Raw genomic sequence first — 16,752 nt, 5'->3', positions numbered from 1 at the left:
CCTTCTAGCGGACCCCGAGGGCGATGAGGGCAAAACCTTCGCCACCCAGCTCCACCGCCGTGCGGAGCACCTCACCGGTGGGGGACTTGAGCAGGGGGACGACGCGGGGCGTGAGGTTGCCCTGCCAGCCCACCAGGTGTGTCAGGGGCACCGTCACCGCCTGCTCCGGGTGCACCGGCACCGAGCGCAGCGTCCCGGGCAGGCTCAAGAGGACCCTCCCCTGCCCCCGCAGGTGCACGAGGTCCAGGTCCGGGGCGATGTCGGACGGCACGCGTCCGTTCTCGAACATCACCGGCTCCTCGAAGGCGAAGACGCACTCGTCGCGGAAGTAGGCGGAGTCCTCGCCCAGGTCCACCGCCAGGAAGGTGCGCTTCTCGGACGGCTCCATATAGAGGATGCCGCGGCCCTTCGCGCGCACCATCCGCGCCGCGCCCTCGCCAAAGGCCTTGTCCGTGGCGCGGCCCCGGAAGCGCTTCATCTCCGGCTGGAAGGTGAGCGAGCCACTGAAGGCCACCATCCCCTCCAGCCGGGTGAGCAGCTCCCCATCCACCACCACCGAGAAGCTGCCATGTCCCAGCAGGAACGGGTGCGCGGCGTCCGCCCCCGACAGCGCCACCGCGGGCGCCAGCGAGGAAAGCGTCGGCACCGTCGTGCCCAGCGCCCACGCCGCGCCCTCGGGGGCCGCCGCCGGAGACGGAGGAGCCGCGATTGCAGGGCCCCCCTCCGGGACAGCCGGAGCCGCGGCGCCTGGACCGCCTTCCGGAGCGGCCGGAGCCGTGACGCCGGCGGCCGCGTCCGAAGGCGCCGGAGCCGCGGCACCCGCGCGCGCGAGAGCCTTGGCCTTCGCGAGCTGGGCGCGCGACAGCGGCACCGGCGTCAGCGGCACGCTGGAGGCGAGCGCCGCGGAGGTCTCCTCGAAGGCGGAGTCCGGAGACGGCCCGGCCGGAGGCTCGTGCTGGGCCTCCATGGCCAGTTCCTCCGCGTCCTCGGGCGTGGCGGTGAGCACCGGCATCTCTTCCCCACCTGCGGACAGGGCGCTGGGTCCCTCGTCCTCGGCGAGGCGGATCTCCTCCTCCTCGGGCTCCGGCTCCGCGCGGGCCGGAGCGGCGGCGGCCGCCGGGCGTCCCGTGTCGAGGCCGAACTGTGCGCCCCAGTCGCCCTCGGCGAGCCCGGCGGAGCGGGCCTGTGGGCGCGCGGGCTCGGCGGCCTTCGCGGGCGCCGGCGGAGTCGCGGGCGCTGCCACCAGCTCGCCGGCCTGCTCGCGCGCCTCGTCGCTGTCGTCCAGCTCGGCGAAGCCGCGGGCGCGGGCGGGCTGCGCGGGCGTGGGCCGGGAGAAGCCCTCGCCGGCGATGGCTCGCGACATCTTCTCCGCCATGGCGTCGCTGCCCGCCAGGAGGAAGTGCTCGCGCGCGCGGCCGTACTCGCCCATCTGCGCGAGCGTCAGGCCCAGGTAGTTCTGCGCCTTCTGGTGCTCGGGGGCCAGGTCGGTGGCCGTCTCGAACTCGCGGGCGGCGCGCTGGAGCGCGTTCGTCTTCAGGTAGACGAGGCCCAGGTTGACCCGCAGTGTCGGGTCCACCGGGTTGTCGCGCACCAGCATCTCGTACAGCTCCGCGGCCCGGTCGAACATGCCGAGCTTGAAGTAGCAGAGGCCCAGCAGGTTCTGCGCCTTCTCCTGGCGGGGCTGGAGCTGGTGGGCGCGCTCCAGGAACTCCCTCGCCTCCTTGACCTTCCCGGCGGCCAGCAGCTCGCCGCCGCGGTAGAGCTGTTGGAGGAACTCGTCGTCAGCGGGGCTCTTCTCCCCCCGCCCCTTCGCGCGCGTCGTCATTCTGGGATGTGGGCTCGCGGGGGCCGCTCTCGTCGGTCCGCTCGCGCTCCTTGTAGTGGAAGTAGAGCTGGAGCACCTTGCGCACGTACCCCTGCGTCTCCTCGTAGGGGGGCACCTTGCCGCCGTAGCGCTTCACCGCCTCGGGGCCGGCGTTGTACGCGGCAATCATCTTCACCATGTCGCCGTCGAACATGTTGGCGAGCACGCGCAGGTAGCGCACGCCGCCCTCGATGTTGTCGCGCTCGTCGAAGATGTCCTTCACGTACATGTCCGACGCGGTGGCCGGCATGAGCTGCATCAGCCCGCTGGCGCCCTTGTGGCTCAGCGCGTTCGGGTTGAAGTTGCTCTCGGTGTGCATGATGGCGCGCACCAGCGCCGTGGGGATGCGGTAGCGCTGCGCCGCGGCCTGGATGTGCGGGTCCAGCTCCGGCGGCGTCCGCTTGCGCCCCACCACCGGCGCCGTCTTCACCGGGGCATTGCTGAACGCGCCCTTCATCCGCTTCGCCCTCTTGGCGCCGGTGGGGGGGACATTCGTGTAGACGATGGTCCCGTCCTTCTCCACGTAGCGGTAGATGGACTCGGAGGCCCCCGCCGTCAGCGGCAGGGCCAGCAGGGCGGCTGCGAGGAGCGCGGGAATGGCACGCATATCGGCTGCCACCAACCTTAGACAACCGCCGGAAAGTCCTCAAGAAAACGCCTTGTTTCCGGCACTTACCACCATTAAGGCTGTCCACCATGCCCCATCGGTTCGATTTCCTCGTCCTCGGTAGCGGTGTGGCGGGTCTCTCGTTCGCCCTCCAGGCGGCCCGGCATGGCACCGTCGCGGTCCTCGCCAAGCGGGAGCGCGCGGAGAGCAACACCGCCTATGCCCAGGGCGGCATCGCCAGCGTACTCGCACCTACTGATACCTTTGATGCCCACATCGAGGACACCCTCGTGGCCGGCGCGGGGCTGTGCCACCGCGACGCGGTGGAAGTCACGGTGAAGGAGGGCCCCGAGCGCGTGCGCGAGCTGGTGGAGCTGGGCGCGGACTTCAACCGGCGCGCCAGCGGCGAGTTCGACCTGACGCGCGAGGGCGGCCACTCCGCCCGGCGCATCATCCACTCGGGGGACATCACCGGCCGCGAGGTGCAGCGCGCCATGCTGGCCGCCTGTGACGAGCAGCCCAACATCACCTTCTTCCCCCACACGGCCGCCATCGACCTCATCCTGGACCGGCGCACGCCCCACCCGGGCGCCCACCGGTGCCTGGGCGTGTACGCGCTCCTGGAGAACGGCGACATCGAGCGCTTCCTGGCGAAGGTGACGGTGCTGGCCACCGGCGGCGCGGGCAAGGTGTACCTGTACACCTCCAACCCGGACGTGGCCACGGGTGACGGCGTGGCCATGGCGTACCGCGCGGGCGCGCGGGTGGCGAACATGGAGTTCTACCAGTTCCACCCCACCTGCCTGTACCACCCCGAGGCCAAGAGCTTCCTCATCAGCGAGGCGCTGCGCGGCGAGGGCGGCAAGCTGCGGCTCAAGGGCGGCGCCACCTTCATGGAGCGCTACCATTCGATGGGCGCGCTCGCCCCGCGTGACGTGGTGGCGCGCGCCATCGACGCCGAGCTCAAGCGCACCGGCGACGAGTGCGTCTACCTGGACATGACGCACCTGGGCCGCGCCTTCCTCACCGAGCGCTTCCCCAACATCTACGCCACCTGCAAGGCCTTCAACATCGACATGGCCGTGCAGCCCATCCCCGTGGTGCCCGCGGCCCACTACATGTGCGGCGGCGTGGTGACGGACCTGGACGGACGCACCACCCTGCCCGGCCTCTACGCCATTGGCGAGGTGTCCTGCACCGGCCTGCACGGCGCCAACCGGCTGGCGTCCAACTCGCTGCTGGAGGGGCTGGTGTTCGGCCACCGCGCGGTGAGGAGGGCCGTCGAGGAGCTGCATGCCTGGTCCGCCCCGAAGGAGGACCCGCCGGCGTGGGACCCGGGCAGCGCGGTGGAGTCCGACGAGAGCGTCGTCGTCACCCACAACTGGGACGAGATTCGCCGGCTGATGTGGAACTACGTGGGCATCGTCCGCACGGACAAGCGGCTGATGCGCGCCCGGCGCCGGCTGGAGCTGCTGCGCGAGGAGATTCGCGACTACTACTGGCACTTCAAGGTGACTCGCGACGTCATCGAGCTGCGCAACATCGCCGAGGTGGCCTACCTCATCGTCGACTGCGCCAGCCGCCGCCGGGAGAGCCGCGGCCTGCACTTCACGCTGGACTACCCGCACACGGACGACCACCACTGGCTGCGCGACACCGTGCTCTCGCGGGAGCTCTGAGCCGCCATGACGTCCGGCCCGCGCCGCGGCATCCTGGATGAGCTTCCCCCCGGTCCTCCGGGGGCCCCGGGCGCGCAGCCTCCTCCCGGGCCCGGCGCTCCGCTGCCCCGGCCGTGGGTGTGCTACGTCCTCATCGCGGGCGCGGTGTTGTTGTTCGTGGTGGAGCGCAGCCTCCCCCTGTCGCGGCTCATCTTCGCGGACGGCAACGTGGTGGGCCGGCTTCCCCCGCTGGCGCTGTACGGGCCCGCCGTGCAGGCCGGCCAGTACTGGCGGCTGCTGGGCGCGGTGCTGGAGCACGGCAACCTCCTCCACCTCGTCTTCAACATGTCGGTGGTGGTGACGCTCGGCTTCACGCTGGAGCGGGGCATCGGCAGCCTGCGCTTCCTGGGGCTGTCGCTCGTCACCGCGCTGGGCGCGTCCACCCTGTCCCTCCTCTTCGACTTCGACGTGCCCACGGTGGGGGCGTCCGGAATGATTCTGGGGTGGGCGGGCGCCATGCTGCCCATCTCCACCAAACAGGGCCGGCAGGACCTGCTCATCTGGCTGGCGCAGGTGGCCGTCCTCAGCCTGCTGCCCTTCGTGAGCTGGTCCGGCCACCTGGGCGGCTTCCTCTTTGGCCTGCCCTGCGGGCTGGCCCTGCGGATGGGGCGCCAGGTGTACGCGCGCGCCCTGCCCATCCTCCTCTTCCTCAGCCTGGTGGTGGCGCTCTACGCGGCGCACCCCGAGCGGCGCGGGGGCCTGTGACATGGAAGTGAGAAGCGTCTGTGTGTTCTGCGGCTCGCGGCCCGGCAACCGGCCGGAGTACCTCGAGTCCGCCACGCGGCTGGGCACCGAGCTCGCCCGGCGGGGCCTCACGCTCGTCTACGGCGGGGCCAGCGTGGGCGTCATGGGCGCGGTGGCGGACGCCGCGCTGGCCGCCGGTGGCCGGGTGGTGGGCGTGCTGCCCGACTTCATGAGGCCGAGGGAGATTGCCCACAAGGGCCTCACGGAGCTGCACTCCGTGGGCTCCATGCACGAGCGCAAGGCGCTGATGGCGGAGCGCGCGGACGCCTTCGTCGCCCTGCCCGGCGGCTTCGGCACGCTGGACGAGCTCTTCGAAATCGTCACCTGGGCGCAGCTCGGCCTGCACCGCAAGCCCATGGGCCTTTTGGACACGCGCGGCTTCTTCCAGCCGCTGGTGGCCCTGGCGCGGCACATGGCGGCGGAGGGCTTCGTCCCGGAGGCGCAGGCCGTGCCCTTCGCCGTGAGTGACTCGCCCGCGGAGCTGGTGGACCGGCTGATGGCCGGCCCCACCCTGCCGCTGGTGGAGAAGTGGCTGCGGCGAACCGGCCAGACGTGAGGCCCGGCGCGAGGGGCCGGATGACCCGCGTCTACCGCGCGGACATCACCAGCTCGGCCTTCCCCAGGGACGAGGACAGGCGGAACATCACCTGCTCCGTGCCCGGAGGAATCACCGGCTGCCCGTCGGGGAGCGTGGTGGGGAACCGCACCCTCCAGCCCACCCAGAACATGCCCGCGTAGGGGTAGTAGGCCTGCGTGTCGAGGTTCACCCGGCCTATCCAGTCGATGCTCGTCGGCGTCACCTCGCCCGTGGGTGTCACCAGCGACAGCCGCCAGATGGAGCGCCTGGTGTCGAATGGAGCGTAGCGGTAGTCGTTGACGTGCACGCCCATGAAGAACTCGTGCACCTGCGCGGCCTCGGCGCGCTCGATGGCGAGCAGCCGCTCCACTTCGCTCTCCGGCAGCGTCTGGAAGGCCGCCCGGCGCCGCACCCGCGCCTCGCGGAAGGCGGGCGTCTGCAGGGTGGCGCCCACGAAGAGGCGGGTGTCGAAGCCGTCGTAGATTTCGTGCCGCCCCGAGTACTTCGCCAGGATGGAGCGGTAGGCCTGCTCGGCCTGCTCGTCCGGCAGGGTCGGCGCCGGCTCTCCGGCGCTGGGCGGGGTGGTGACGCAGCCGGCCAGCAGGGCCAGCAGCGCCACGGCGGCGAACGGCTTGCTCACGGGATGAAGTCCTTGCGCGTGAACAGGGTGAAGAGCCGGTGGCCCGCGGCTTCCACCGCCTCGCGGCCGCCCTCCAGCCGGTCCACCAGGGCGAAGGCGCCCAGCACCTTCAGCCCCTCCTCCTGCGCGCGCTCAATCGCCTTGAGCGTGGACGCCCCCGTGGTGACGACGTCCTCGACGATGGCCACCGCCGCGCCCGGGCCCACGCCGCTCAGGCCTTCAATCCACTGGCCGGTGCCATGGCCCTTGGGCTCCTTGCGGACGATGAAGGCCGCGAGCGGCTGGCCCGACAGGTAGCCGGTGAGGCTCACCGCCGACGCCAGCGGATCCGCGCCCAGCGTCAGCCCTCCCACGCCCACCGCCTGCGGCGCGTGGCGGAGGATGGACTGCAGCAGCAGGCGGCCGATGAGGAAGTGGCCCTCGGCCAGCAGCGCCGTGCGCTTGCAGTCGATGTAGAAGTCCGACTCCTTGCCGGACGAGAGCACCACGCGCCGACGCTCGAAGGAGCGCTCCGTGAGCAGCTCCAGCAGCCGGGCCCTGTCTCGCGAGAGCGGATCCGCCATGGCCTACAGTCCCTCCAGGTACGCCACCAGCTCCGACGAGTACCTCAACTGCATCAACAGCTCCGCCTTGCGCGACTCGTCCAGCGCGGCGAACACGTCCGCCAGCAGCGACAGGTCCTGGTTGATGGCGCCGAGCCGCTGCGACACGTCCGCCGCCAGCTCGTCCGCGTCGATTTCTTCTTCCACGCCCTCCGGCGCCAGCGTGTCCTCGGTGGCGAGCGCCTTCTCCAGCATGTCGCGCACCGCCGCGCTCAGCCGGCCCTGCGACTCGAGCTGCTCGCGCTTGGCCTCCAGCACCTCGGGCTCCACCGGCGTGGCGTGGATGGCCTCCGCCAGGGACATGAGGAGCGCGTCCTCGTCCGTCAGGCCCGAGTGCACGCGCGCCTGCACCGCGTCCCGCTTGAGGAAGCGCAGCGCGGCCACCCGGCGGAAGCCACACACCAGCTGGTAGCGGTCCTCCCCCACCGGACGGACGTCCACCGGGAAGAGCTGCCCCAGCCGGGCGATGTCCGTAGCCAGGCCGGACACATCCCCCTCCGGACGGAGCTGGAAGGTGGTGTCGTCCAGCAGCTTCTCCAACGGCAGCAGCATCAGCGTCACCCGTCCCGCCAGGCGCTCCTCTGGCGCGGCCAGCTCCTCCGGCTCGCCACCCTCGGCGCCCTCCTCCTCCATGGATTCTTCCTGTGCGGGCTCGGCCCCCTGGGGCCCGCCCTGCTCGGCAGCGGCCTGGGCACCCTCACCCTGGGCGGCGGCCTCACGCGCGGGCTCGGCGCCCTGTTCCGGCTCGCCACCCGCGGATGGAGCGCCAGTGTCCTGGGGCGGCGCTCCGCCCTCGGCGCGCTGCTCACCCGGGGGCTCGCCACCGCTGGGGCGCTCACCCTCGGCGTGGTGCTCTCCGCCGTTGGGGCCACGCTCGCCCTCGGTGCGCTGCTCACCCTGGGGCGAGCCCTCACCGTGGCCACCATCACCGGCGTGGGACTGCGTCTCGGTTGGCTCGGACGACGACGGCGAGCCACCCTCGGGCGCGTTGCCCTGCATCCCTTCCTGTCCGTCAACCCTGTGCTCGGCGTCCATGGCGGCACCCCTGGTCTGACCACCCCCGCGCCACCGACCCCGGTGGCGCGGGCGATGCTCTCTAGCGGGCCTTCTTCTTCACCACGACCTTCTTCTTCGCGCCAGCACCCATGACGGAGGGCGTTGGCGGTTCGGCGGCGGCCGGCTGCTCAGCCGGCGCGGGCGCCGGACGGGCCTCCACGCGCGTGGGCGGCGGAGGCGGAGGCATCGGCTTGGCCGCCGGGCGGGCGGGCGGAGGCGGCGCGGCGGCCGGACGCGGCGCGGCGGCCGGAGCCGCCGGACGCGGAGGCGGCGCGGGCGGACGCGCGGGCGCCGTCGGACGCGCCGGCAGGGCGGGACGCGCCACCGCCGTCGGGCGCGCCACCGTGGGGCGCTCCGCCGGCAGGCGGCCCGGCTCCACGTCGCCCATGTCCACGCGGCCGCGGAAGCTGGCGCCGTCCACGATGATGACGCGGGGGGCGCGGATGTCGCCCACCATGCGGCCCTCGCGGGTCAGCTCCACGCTTTCGGTGGCGTTGATGTTGCCCACCACCACGCCGCTGACGATGGCGTTCCTCACCGCCACGTTCGCCTTCACCACGCCGGAGGGCTCCACGATGAGCGTCCGGCTGAGCGTCAGCTCACCCTCCACGCGCCCGCGGACGGTGAGGTCCTCGTCGCCCGTCAACCGGCCGCTGATGAGGATGGAGGGCCCCACCACGGTGTTGTTGACGTTGTTGCTCCCTGAGAGCTCCTTCGCGGTGGCCACGAATCAGCGCTCCTTCATGTCCATGTCGACGTTGCCCTTGAAGGAGGCACCGTCGGCGATGAGGATGCGCGGGGCCTTGATGTCGCCCACCACGCGGCAGTCCGTCTTCAGCTCCACCTTGTCGCTGGCGACGATGTTGCCCGTCACCCGGCCGGCGATCTCCACGTTCTGCGTCTCGATGTCCGCCTCGACGACGCCGCTGCCTTCCACGAAGAGGCTCTCCTTGAGGGAGATCTTCCCCTTCACGGTGCCCTGGATGACCAGGTCCTCGTCTCCGGAGATCTCCCCGTCGATGACGATGCTCGAGCCAATGACCGTATTCGCCATGAGTGTTGTCCGCCCCTCTCGAAAGGTGTGTGCCGTGCGAAGCCCGGCGTGAGTCTCAGATGTCGTCCGGCAGCTGCACGTCCATCTCGATGGAGCCGTTGAACACGGCCCCATCCTCGATGACGACGCGAGGCGCCTTGATGTCGCCGGCCACCTTGGCCGAGGCGTTGATGGCCACGCGGGTCGAGGCGTCGATGTTGCCGCTCGCCTCACCGTTGATGGTCAGTTCCTCGGCCCGGATGTCCGCCTGCACCTTCCCGGTGCCTTCGATGGTCAGGTGGTTCTTCAGGGCAATCTGCCCCTCCACCCGCCCCTCGATGACCAGGTCCCCACCTCCCGTGAGGCTGCCCTTGATGACGATGCCCTTGCCGATGATGCCCGTTTCACCCGTTGCCATGCGGTGACCTCACCCAGCGCGCCGGCCCCTCACGCGGGAGCCGGGCGACCTGATTATGTCAGAGATGCGCGGAGATCCAGCCGGAGATATCCCGGAAGACTTCCGCCCGCCCCACCTCGTTGAGCGGCTCGTGACGCATTCCGGGGTACTCCTTGAACTTCTTGTCCACCGAGCCCGCCGTCTCGAAGAAGACCCGTGCCGCCGCCGGAGCGGCCACGCCGTCCTCCGCGCCGCACAGCACGAACAGCGGGGCTTGAATCTTCGGCGCCAGCAGCATCGCCTCGACCTGTGCCTTGGAAGACTCCAGGAACCAGCGCGGTGTGACGACGCGCAGGTAGAGCGGGTCCTCGCGGGTGGCGCGCTGCACCTCCGGGTCCTTGCTCAGGTCCTCGATGGCCAACTCCGTCTTGAGGGCCAGCCATGGCACCAGCTTCCCCACCGCGCGCGCGGCCATCACCTTCATGGCCGGGGGTGTAATCGCCAGCTTGAAGTAGGGGGCTGACAGCACCATGCCCGCCAGCCCCTCCACCTTGAGGCGGCCCGCCCAGTGCACGGCCATCAGCCCGCCGTGGCTGTGGCCCAGCAGGAAGGTCTTCTTCCCGCCCGCGTCCTTGCGCACCCGCGCCCAGAACGCCTCCAGGTCGTCCACGTAGTGGGGCCACTGCTCGCAGTAGGCCCGGCGCCCCTCGGCGCGGCCATGGCCGCGGTAGTCGAAGCCGTGCACCGCGAAGCCGTCCGCCAGCAGCGCGTCCGTGAGGTACTGGTAGCGGCCGAAGTGGTCTCCGTAGCCGTGGACCACGGCCACGTGCGCGCGCGGGTCGGCGTCGGGGAAGCTGGACCTCCAGAAGAGCCGGGTCCCGTCCCTGCCGCTGAAGAAGCCCTCGTCGTGACGCGCCATATGCGCCCCAACTTAGCGGCCCGACGCACGCGTGGGTAGCGCCTTGAGCTTGCGCTCCAGCACGGCGCGCTGCCCGGGGGGCTCGGCGGACTCAGGGTCCAGCGCCAGCACGTCCAGGGCCCGGCGCCAGGCGCTGGCCGCGTCCTCCATGCGGGAGGCTCGCTGGTAGGCGTCCCCCAGGTGCTCGAGGATGACGGGCTCGTCCGGGGACAGCGTGGAGGCCCGCTCCAGCGCCTCCACCGCGCGCAGGTACTCGCCGCGCCGGAAGTACACCCACCCCAGCGAGTCCAGGAAGGCCCCGGTATCCGGGCGCAACTCCAGCGCGCGCAGCACCTTGCGCTCGGCCTCGTCCAGGTCCCTCCCCGCCTGGGCCATGAGGTAGCCCAGGAAGTTCAGCGCCGGGGCGTGGTCCGGGTCCACCTCCAGCACCGCCCGCATCCGCGCCAGCGCGCCGTCCACATCGCCCTGCCGCTCGTGGGCCGCGCCCAGCACGTACAGCAACTCCTCGTCCCGAGGGGTACGCGCCACCACGTCGCGCAGCAGGGCCAGCGCCTCCGTCCCCCTCCCCTGCCGGTGCAGGGTTGCGGCGAGCGCGTCATACAGCGCGGCGGAGGGCGCGGCGGCCAGTCCCTCCTTCAGCACGGCCTCGGCCTTCGCGGGCGTGCCGGCGCGCTCCAGCGCCCGGGCGTACTGGGTGCGGACCTCCGCGTCCTCCGGGGCGTCCTGGAGGGCGGCGCGCAGCAGCGCCAGGGCGCGCGGGTGCTCGCCTCCGAGCGACAGGCAGCGGGCGCGGCGCACGCGCGCGTCGGGGAAGACGTCGTGGCCCGGGGGCACCGCGGCGAAGGCGGCGGCGGCCTCCGGGAAGCGGCGCATCCGCTCGTGCACCAGGCCCGCGTAGTAGGCCAGCCGGGGCTCGCCCTCCCCGGCGCGGCGGGCCGAGTCCAGCACCTCCGCCGCGGCGGCGGGCTCGCGCGCGGCCAGGTAGCTGAAGGCCACCCGCACGGCCATCTCCGGCTCGGTGGACAGCGACAGCAGCCGGTCGAAGTAGGCCCGGGCCCGCACCACCGAGCCGGCCTTGAGCGCGGCGCGGCCGGCGGCCAGCAGCACCTCCTGGCTGTCCGGATCTCTCCGCAAGGCGCTCGCCAGGGCCTCCTCGGCCTCGGCCGGCCGGCCCGTGGCCTCGTACAGCTTCGCCAGCGCGGACAGCACCTCCACGTCGCCCGGGTCCCTCCGGCTGGCCTCCACCAGCAGGCGCTCGGCGCGCGCCACATCGCCGCGCTCGGCCAGGGCCAGCCCCAGGCGCCGGTAGCCCGAGGCCTCACCGGGCAGCGCCAGCGCCAGCGCGTCCACCACCTTCACCGCCTCGTCCGGGGCGCCGGCCTCCAGGTGGAGCTGGGCCAGCACCAGGTACGCCTCCGGCTCGCGCGGCTTGAGGGCCACCGCGCGCCGCAGGTGCAGGCGGGCCCGGGTGTAGCGGCCGGACTCCAGCAGCACCCGCCCCAGCAGCACGTGGGCCGGGTAGTACGCCGGGGAGCGCTCCACCGCCCGGCGCAGCTCGCGCTCGGCCTTGTCCAGGCTTCCCAGGCGCGCGTACTCCTCCGCCAGCCGGGTGAGCAGCAGCGGGTGCCCGTCATCCGTGGCCAGCGACAGGCGCAGCGCGTCCACCGCGCCCCGGTGGTCCCCGGCATGGTGCAGCAGCCGCGCCTGGAGGTAGTTCGCGTAGCTGGCGGAGGACGAGAAGCTCTCCTCGTCCGTGGCCGCCGCGTCCATGGCCTCGCGCATGGCCTCGCGGTCCACCCGCGGGCGCTTCGGCGGGGCCGCGGAGGCACCTCTCGCCACGAGGGCGAGGAGCAACGCGGAGGCGAGGAGGCGGGAGGGGCTCACGCAAGGAGGATTCTAGCGCGGCCCCGCCCGGCGTGCAGGCGTGTCCCACCTCCCCGCGGGGTCGTCACGTCTCCTCGGGAGGCGGCGCCCCCAGCTTTTCCAGCAGCTTCTCCACCGGGTCGCTGTCCTGGCTCACGTCCGCCACCGCCGAGCGGTACTCGGTGTCCGTCACCTTCTCCACGTCCGGCAGCATGCGGCTGATGACGTTGCGCGCGGCGTCCGCCTGGCACTCGGGGAGGACGACCACGAAGACGCCGCCGCCCAGGTGGGACAGGGCGTCGGGGTGGCGCACCCGCTTGCGCATGACGTCGGAGATGGCGGCGGGCACGGGCTCCACCGGGCGGTCCGGCCGCAGCACCGCGAGGCTCAAGGGGCGGTGGTAGCGCCGGCTGCGCGTCAGCTCCTGCTCCAGCCGCAACAGCAGCCCGCGCCGGTCATGCAGGCCCGTGGCCGGGTCGCTGCCGGTGCGCCGCTGCAGGGCGCTGGCGCGCTCCTTCTCCTGCTGCTCACGCTCGCCCTGGCGCAGCTTGAGGGCGCGCTCGGTGCGGTTGAGGAGCTCCACCGCGTTGAACGGCTTGCTCATGTAGTCCACCGCGCCCAGGTTGAGCGAGCGGACCTTCTCCGCCACGCCCTGGTGGGCGGACAGGAGGATGACGGGAATCTGGGCCGTGTCCGACGAGGACTTGAGCGCCATGGCCGCGTCCAGGCCGTCCAGCTTGGGCAGGAACACGTCCATCACCACCAGGTCCGGCCGCTGCGCGCGCGCCTTGGCCAGGCCCTCCGCGCCGTCGCGCGCCACCTCCACCCGGTACTTGGAGCGCAGCACCTCCGACAGCACGGCGGCGATTTCGGGCTCGTCCTCCACCACCAGCACGCGCGGCTGCTCCTGCGGCGAGGTGACGGCGGGCTGCTGCGGCCGCGGGTTGCGCGGCGCCTCCTGCGCCAGCGGCAGGGTGAAGACGAAGATGCACCCCTTCTCCGGAGGGCTCTCCGCCCAGATTTCCCCGCCGTGCAGCTCCACGAACTCCTTGCAGATGGCCAGCCCCAGCCCCGTGCCCTTGCCGCCGTGGCGGTAGCGGTCGAAGACCAGGTGCAGCTCGTCCGGGGGGATGCCCACGCCGTCGTCCTGCACGCAAATCTTGGCCGCGTCCCCGTCCGGCCGCGCCAGCCGCTGGGTGCTCACCACCACCTCGCCGTCCTGGCTCGCATGGTGGATGGCGTTGGTGATGAGGTTCTGCAGCACCTCGTGCAGCTTCACCTCGTCGCCGATGAGCATCAGGCTGTCCGGGCACGCGGCGCGCAGGGACACGCCCCGGTCGGCGGCCAGGATTTCCAGCTCGTTGACCGCGTCCCGGCACAGCTGCGCCACGTCCAGCACCCGCGGCTCAATCGACAGCCGCGCCGCCTCGCCCTTCCCCTTCTCCAGCAGCGACTCCACCAGTCCGAGAATCTTCTTGCCCTGGCGAATCATCGCCTCGGCGGACTGCTTCTGCTGGGCCTCCAGCGGGCCCTCCTGCAGCAGCCGGCCGTGGCCCAGCAGGACCTGGAGCGGGGCGCGCAGGTCGTGGCTGCACACGGCGATGATTTCGTCCTTCAGCCGGTTCAGCTCCTTGAGGCGGCGGTTGGCGTCGTTCAGCTCCTGGTAGCGCTGCACGTACGCCAGCTCCAGGTCCTCGCGCTTCTTCTTCACCGCCGTGTGCAGGCGCGCGTTGCGGATGGAGTTGGCCAGCACGCCGGCCACCGCCTGCGCGAACTCCTGCTCGTCCCGGCCGAACGACGCGTCCACCCGCGACACGCGCAGGAAGAGCGCGCCCAGCAGGTCGTCCTGGCAGATGAGCGGCTGCACCAGGATGGACTTCACGCCCAGCGGGACGATGGAGGTGCGAACCTCCGCCATCAGCGGGTCGCGCTGCGCCTCTTCAATCAGCACCGGCTCCCGCGTCTCCAGCGCGCGGCGCAGCTCCGGGTAGCGGGCCACCTCGATGTCCAGCTCGACGAGGCTCGGGTCCTCCTGCGTGGCCACCACCCGGGCGGTGCGGGCATGGCTGCCCTCCACCAGCACCACGGAGCAGCGGTCCGTCCCGGTGACGCGGCCCACCTTGTCCACCGCGATGCGGAGGATTTCCTCCAGCTCCAGCGAGCTGGTGGCCGCCTGGGTGATTTCCAGCAGCATCCCCATCCGCAGCCGGATGCGCTCCTCCCTGTCCCGCAGCCGGCCCGCGCGCAGCGCCGCCTCCAGCCGGGGCACCACCTCGTCCGCGCTGCGAATCCAATCGTCCACTGCCAGACGTTTGAAGGCCTCCGCGGAGCGGGTGCGGCCCAGGTCCACCAGCACGGGGAGCCGCTGCAGGCGCTCCACCTTGCGCAGCGAGTCCAGCATCTCCGCCGCCCGCTTCGCCGTCACCGCCAGCAGCACCACCTCGGGCTGGAGCGCGTCGGCCACCTGGGACAGGCCGCTCTCCTGCTCCGTTGACGCACACTGGTAGCCGCTCGCCATGAGCCGCTCCATGAGGGCGTCACCCGCCTCCTTGGCGGCCACCACCAGCACGCGTCCCCGCTGATCCGGCTGCATCTCGACTCTCACGGTGAACCTCGGCCCCGCCGGCCGGAAACGGCCGGATGGAGAGGCTGCGAATACACACTGCGTGCGAAAAGGTACATGGTTCGGATTCGGATCATGCCGCTGAACAGGGCCGTGGGCCAGAGCGGCGGACTTCGGACAGGGGGAAGGATAAGAGGGCCTGTACGGCACACACCTGCTGGCTAAGCAATTCCCACGACACGTCCCGCCGTGGCCTCCCTCCGCGCCCGCTGGATGACCCGGGCTTCCTTATCACCCCCGGTCCAACTCCGCGCGAACACCTGGCGAGTGAGCCCCTTCCCTCCGGCAAGGGCGGGCCCGGCCGGCCGCCCCGCTTACCGTCGATCAGGCGCCAGCATGGCTGCAATTGCAACTCCCTGGCGCCCTCCCATGACCCGGGCTGGGGCCCCCCCCGCCCCCCGGCCGGGAGCCGGGAGCCAGGGAGGGCGCACCGCCAGTGGGGCTTCCCGGCGCGTCCGGAGTAGAGTGCGGCACCATGCCCCACACACCTTCGATGCGGCACGCATGGCGCGCCGCCCTCGCCCTTGCCACCAGCCTGTCCGCCGCCTGTGGCGGCGACCCCAAGCCCCCTCCCACGCCGGACCCGCCCCAGGTCCAGCTCAACGTGCCCGAGGCCATCGTCGCGGGGACGGGCCTCAAGTTCATCGTCACGGTGTCCGGCTGCGACACCGTGTCCAGCCTGAACGTCTATGACCGGGACACGTTCCTCAAGACGTTCCCCTACAGCAGCGGCACCGTCACCCTGGAGCTGCTCTCCGCGGACATCCCATACCGCACCGCGGGGCTCGCCGCGAACCTCTCGCTGAAGGCGGAGGCGGTGTGCGCGGACGGCCGGAAGAACTACTCCATGCCCCAGCCGGCCACGTTCTTCCCCGTGTCCCGTGTGCTGGACGACCCGCAGGGCGCGCAGCAGGTCTTCAACATGCCCTTCATCGTCGAGGGCACGGGCAGCAACACGACCTACTACAGCTGCGCCGGCCCCAAGAGCGGCATCCACACGCTCTACCGCCAGCCCACCAACGGCACGGTGCAGACGCTGACCATGCCCACCCTCTGCACCCCGGACACGGTCATCACCGCCCCGGTCAACGGCAAGCGCTGGGTGTGGACGCCGGGCTCCAGCGCCTTCGCGGTGGACTCCAGCTTCCAGATTACCGCCCGCTCGCGCTCGGACCTCGCGTTGGGCGCGCTGACGGTGCTGTCCGACGGCGACGCGCTCCTCCGCTCCAGTGACGGTGGCCGCGTCAGCCGCCAGGCGCATGGCGCGGACCTGGAGCGCTGGGTCTACCCCGGCGAGCAGGGGCCCGTGAAGGTGGGCACGCCCATCGCCCCGCCGGTGGTGCGCAGCGACGGCGCCTTGGTGTTCGCCACGCACGAGCCCACCGGGGACAACCGGGCGCAGATTGTCGTCACCGTCCTGGACGCCTCCTCGGGGACGCTCGCGAGCGAAATCGTCATCCGCGACCTCCTCACCGCCGGCGGGACGCCTCCCGCCCCCTCGGCGGCCTTCAGCGCGGATGGCCGGGTCCTGTACCTGGGCTTCCTGCAGGCGTCGAACCAGGGCCAGGTCCTCGCCTGCGCCGCGGATGCCCCGGGGTGCGAGGGCGCCAACCTGCGCTGGACGACCAACGTGCTTCCGGCCCCGGTGAAGGCGCTGGTGCCCTATGCGAACGGCTCGCGCATCGCCGCGGTGGGCGCGCAGCGCGTGTGGCTGTTGGACGCGTCGACCGGCGCCGTGCGCACCAGGGACGGCGCCTCCCTGGACGCCAACGGCGCGCTGAACGTGCTCTACGTCCAGCCGGGCCGCCCGCCCTCCTCGGACGTCTACTTCCTCGCCGGCCCCGCCCGGACCGTGGGAGGGGGCGCCACCCTGCCGGTGGAGATCTTCGGCGTGGACCAGGGCTCCAACGGCGACGGCCGCGAGCTCTTCCGCTTCCAGGTGCCCGTCAGCATGGGCGCCGCGGTGGATGACGAGGGCCGCCTGTGGCTGCGCACCGGCCTCAAGCTCATCCAGACGCTCCCTACCAGCCACTACCGGAGCGCCCGGCCGTAGCCGGAGCCCCCGCGCGCGGGGCGGTGCGTACCACCGCCCCCGCGCCCCACGCGGGC

General features: G+C 72.2%; 15 protein-coding genes. 4 read left to right on the top strand and 11 right to left on the bottom strand.

What is annotated here, in order from left to right; genetic code table 11:
• Window positions 1-4: 4 nt before the first annotated feature.
• Both K8638_RS14910 and K8638_RS14905 read right to left on the bottom strand, forming a co-directional pair.
• A complete protein-coding gene (locus tag K8638_RS14910; RefSeq protein ID WP_223755182.1) occupies window positions 5-1,825 on the bottom strand; it encodes a tetratricopeptide repeat protein in 1,821 nt (606 codons plus the stop codon).
• Window positions 1,782-2,471, bottom strand: a complete 690-nt coding sequence (locus K8638_RS14905; RefSeq protein WP_223755181.1) for a transglycosylase SLT domain-containing protein — start codon at window positions 2,469-2,471, stop codon at window positions 1,782-1,784. The genes K8638_RS14910 and K8638_RS14905 overlap by 44 nt, the downstream gene beginning before the upstream one ends.
• An 89-nt stretch (window positions 2,472-2,560) precedes the next feature.
• Here K8638_RS14905 and nadB point away from each other — a divergent pair, with 89 nt between their 5' ends.
• The 3 genes from nadB to K8638_RS14890 are packed head-to-tail and all read left to right on the top strand — an operon-like array spanning window position 2,561 to window position 5,489.
• Window positions 2,561-4,150, top strand: coding sequence for an L-aspartate oxidase (nadB, locus tag K8638_RS14900; protein WP_223755180.1), 1,590 nt, complete (start codon window positions 2,561-2,563; stop codon window positions 4,148-4,150).
• A 6-nt stretch (window positions 4,151-4,156) separates the two neighbouring features.
• The gene (locus tag K8638_RS14895) at window positions 4,157-4,894 is read left to right on the top strand and encodes a rhomboid family intramembrane serine protease (protein WP_223755179.1); all 738 of its coding nucleotides are present in this window, start codon (window positions 4,157-4,159) and stop codon (window positions 4,892-4,894) included.
• Between the two features lies 1 nt (window position 4,895).
• Window positions 4,896-5,489 (top strand): TIGR00730 family Rossman fold protein, encoded by a 594-nt coding sequence (locus tag K8638_RS14890; protein WP_223755178.1) that lies wholly within the window; start codon window positions 4,896-4,898, stop codon window positions 5,487-5,489.
• A 31-nt stretch (window positions 5,490-5,520) separates the two neighbouring features.
• Here the strand turns inward: K8638_RS14890 and K8638_RS14885 are convergent, their stop codons facing one another.
• From K8638_RS14885 to K8638_RS14845, 9 genes are all read right to left on the bottom strand, one after another.
• Window positions 5,521-6,150, bottom strand: a complete 630-nt coding sequence (locus K8638_RS14885; RefSeq protein ID WP_223755177.1) for a hypothetical protein — start codon at window positions 6,148-6,150, stop codon at window positions 5,521-5,523.
• Window positions 6,147-6,713 (bottom strand): orotate phosphoribosyltransferase, encoded by a 567-nt coding sequence (gene pyrE / locus K8638_RS14880; RefSeq protein WP_223755176.1) that lies wholly within the window; start codon window positions 6,711-6,713, stop codon window positions 6,147-6,149. Before pyrE ends, K8638_RS14885 begins: the two co-directional genes overlap by 4 nt.
• Window positions 6,714-6,716: 3 nt before the next feature.
• The gene (locus tag K8638_RS14875; RefSeq protein WP_223755175.1) at window positions 6,717-7,787 is read right to left on the bottom strand and encodes a ParB/RepB/Spo0J family partition protein; all 1,071 of its coding nucleotides are present in this window, start codon (window positions 7,785-7,787) and stop codon (window positions 6,717-6,719) included.
• 61 nt (window positions 7,788-7,848) lie between these two features.
• Window positions 7,849-8,535, bottom strand: coding sequence for a bactofilin BacP (bacP, locus tag K8638_RS14870; RefSeq protein ID WP_223755174.1), 687 nt, complete (start codon window positions 8,533-8,535; stop codon window positions 7,849-7,851).
• A gap of 3 nt (window positions 8,536-8,538) precedes the next feature.
• Window positions 8,539-8,862, bottom strand: a complete 324-nt coding sequence (locus K8638_RS14865) for a polymer-forming cytoskeletal protein (protein ID WP_370643985.1) — start codon at window positions 8,860-8,862, stop codon at window positions 8,539-8,541.
• A gap of 55 nt (window positions 8,863-8,917) precedes the next feature.
• Window positions 8,918-9,259 (bottom strand): bactofilin BacN, encoded by a 342-nt coding sequence (gene bacN, locus K8638_RS14860; protein ID WP_223755173.1) that lies wholly within the window; start codon window positions 9,257-9,259, stop codon window positions 8,918-8,920.
• A 58-nt stretch (window positions 9,260-9,317) separates the two neighbouring features.
• A complete protein-coding gene (locus K8638_RS14855) occupies window positions 9,318-10,157 on the bottom strand; it encodes an alpha/beta hydrolase (RefSeq protein WP_223755172.1) in 840 nt (279 codons plus the stop codon).
• Window positions 10,158-10,169: 12 nt separating this feature from the next.
• A complete protein-coding gene (locus K8638_RS14850; protein ID WP_223755171.1) occupies window positions 10,170-12,041 on the bottom strand; it encodes a tetratricopeptide repeat protein in 1,872 nt (623 codons plus the stop codon).
• Window positions 12,042-12,105: 64 nt separating this feature from the next.
• Window positions 12,106-14,613 (bottom strand): ATP-binding protein, encoded by a 2,508-nt coding sequence (locus K8638_RS14845; protein ID WP_223755277.1) that lies wholly within the window; start codon window positions 14,611-14,613, stop codon window positions 12,106-12,108.
• A gap of 505 nt (window positions 14,614-15,118) precedes the next feature.
• Here K8638_RS14845 and K8638_RS14840 point away from each other — a divergent pair.
• Complete coding sequence (locus K8638_RS14840; RefSeq protein WP_223755170.1) at window positions 15,119-16,696, top strand: hypothetical protein; 1,578 nt, start codon at window positions 15,119-15,121, stop codon at window positions 16,694-16,696.
• The last annotated feature ends 56 nt before the right edge of the window (window positions 16,697-16,752 follow it).

Origin of the sequence: Myxococcus sp. RHSTA-1-4 (assembly GCF_020037125.1) — a bacterium.
Lineage (GTDB): Bacteria > Myxococcota > Myxococcia > Myxococcales > Myxococcaceae > Myxococcus.
The sequence above is the reverse complement of the archived record's forward strand: the minus strand, read 5'-3'. Positions and strand labels throughout refer to the sequence as shown.

Bases quoted from the DNA above. Each gene is read 5' to 3' on its own strand.
- K8638_RS14890 (WP_223755178.1), top strand. From the start codon at position 4,896: ATGGAAGTGAGAAGCGTCTGTGTGTTCTGCGGCTCGCGGCCCGGCAAC.
- K8638_RS14905 (WP_223755181.1), bottom strand. From the start codon at position 2,471: ATGCGTGCCATTCCCGCGCTCCTCGCAGCCGCCCTGCTGGCCCTGCCG.
- K8638_RS14865 (WP_370643985.1), bottom strand. From the start codon at position 8,862: ATGGCGAATACGGTCATTGGCTCGAGCATCGTCATCGACGGGGAGATC.
- K8638_RS14840 (WP_223755170.1), top strand. From the start codon at position 15,119: ATGCCCCACACACCTTCGATGCGGCACGCATGGCGCGCCGCCCTCGCC.
- K8638_RS14910 (WP_223755182.1), bottom strand. From the start codon at position 1,825: ATGACGACGCGCGCGAAGGGGCGGGGGGAGAAGAGCCCCGCTGACGAC.
- K8638_RS14845 (WP_223755277.1), bottom strand. From the start codon at position 14,613: ATGCAGCCGGATCAGCGGGGACGCGTGCTGGTGGTGGCCGCCAAGGAG.
- K8638_RS14855 (WP_223755172.1), bottom strand. From the start codon at position 10,157: ATGGCGCGTCACGACGAGGGCTTCTTCAGCGGCAGGGACGGGACCCGG.
- nadB (WP_223755180.1), top strand. From the start codon at position 2,561: ATGCCCCATCGGTTCGATTTCCTCGTCCTCGGTAGCGGTGTGGCGGGT.
- K8638_RS14875 (WP_223755175.1), bottom strand. From the start codon at position 7,787: ATGGACGCCGAGCACAGGGTTGACGGACAGGAAGGGATGCAGGGCAAC.
- pyrE (WP_223755176.1), bottom strand. From the start codon at position 6,713: ATGGCGGATCCGCTCTCGCGAGACAGGGCCCGGCTGCTGGAGCTGCTC.
- K8638_RS14895 (WP_223755179.1), top strand. From the start codon at position 4,157: ATGACGTCCGGCCCGCGCCGCGGCATCCTGGATGAGCTTCCCCCCGGT.
- bacN (WP_223755173.1), bottom strand. From the start codon at position 9,259: ATGGCAACGGGTGAAACGGGCATCATCGGCAAGGGCATCGTCATCAAG.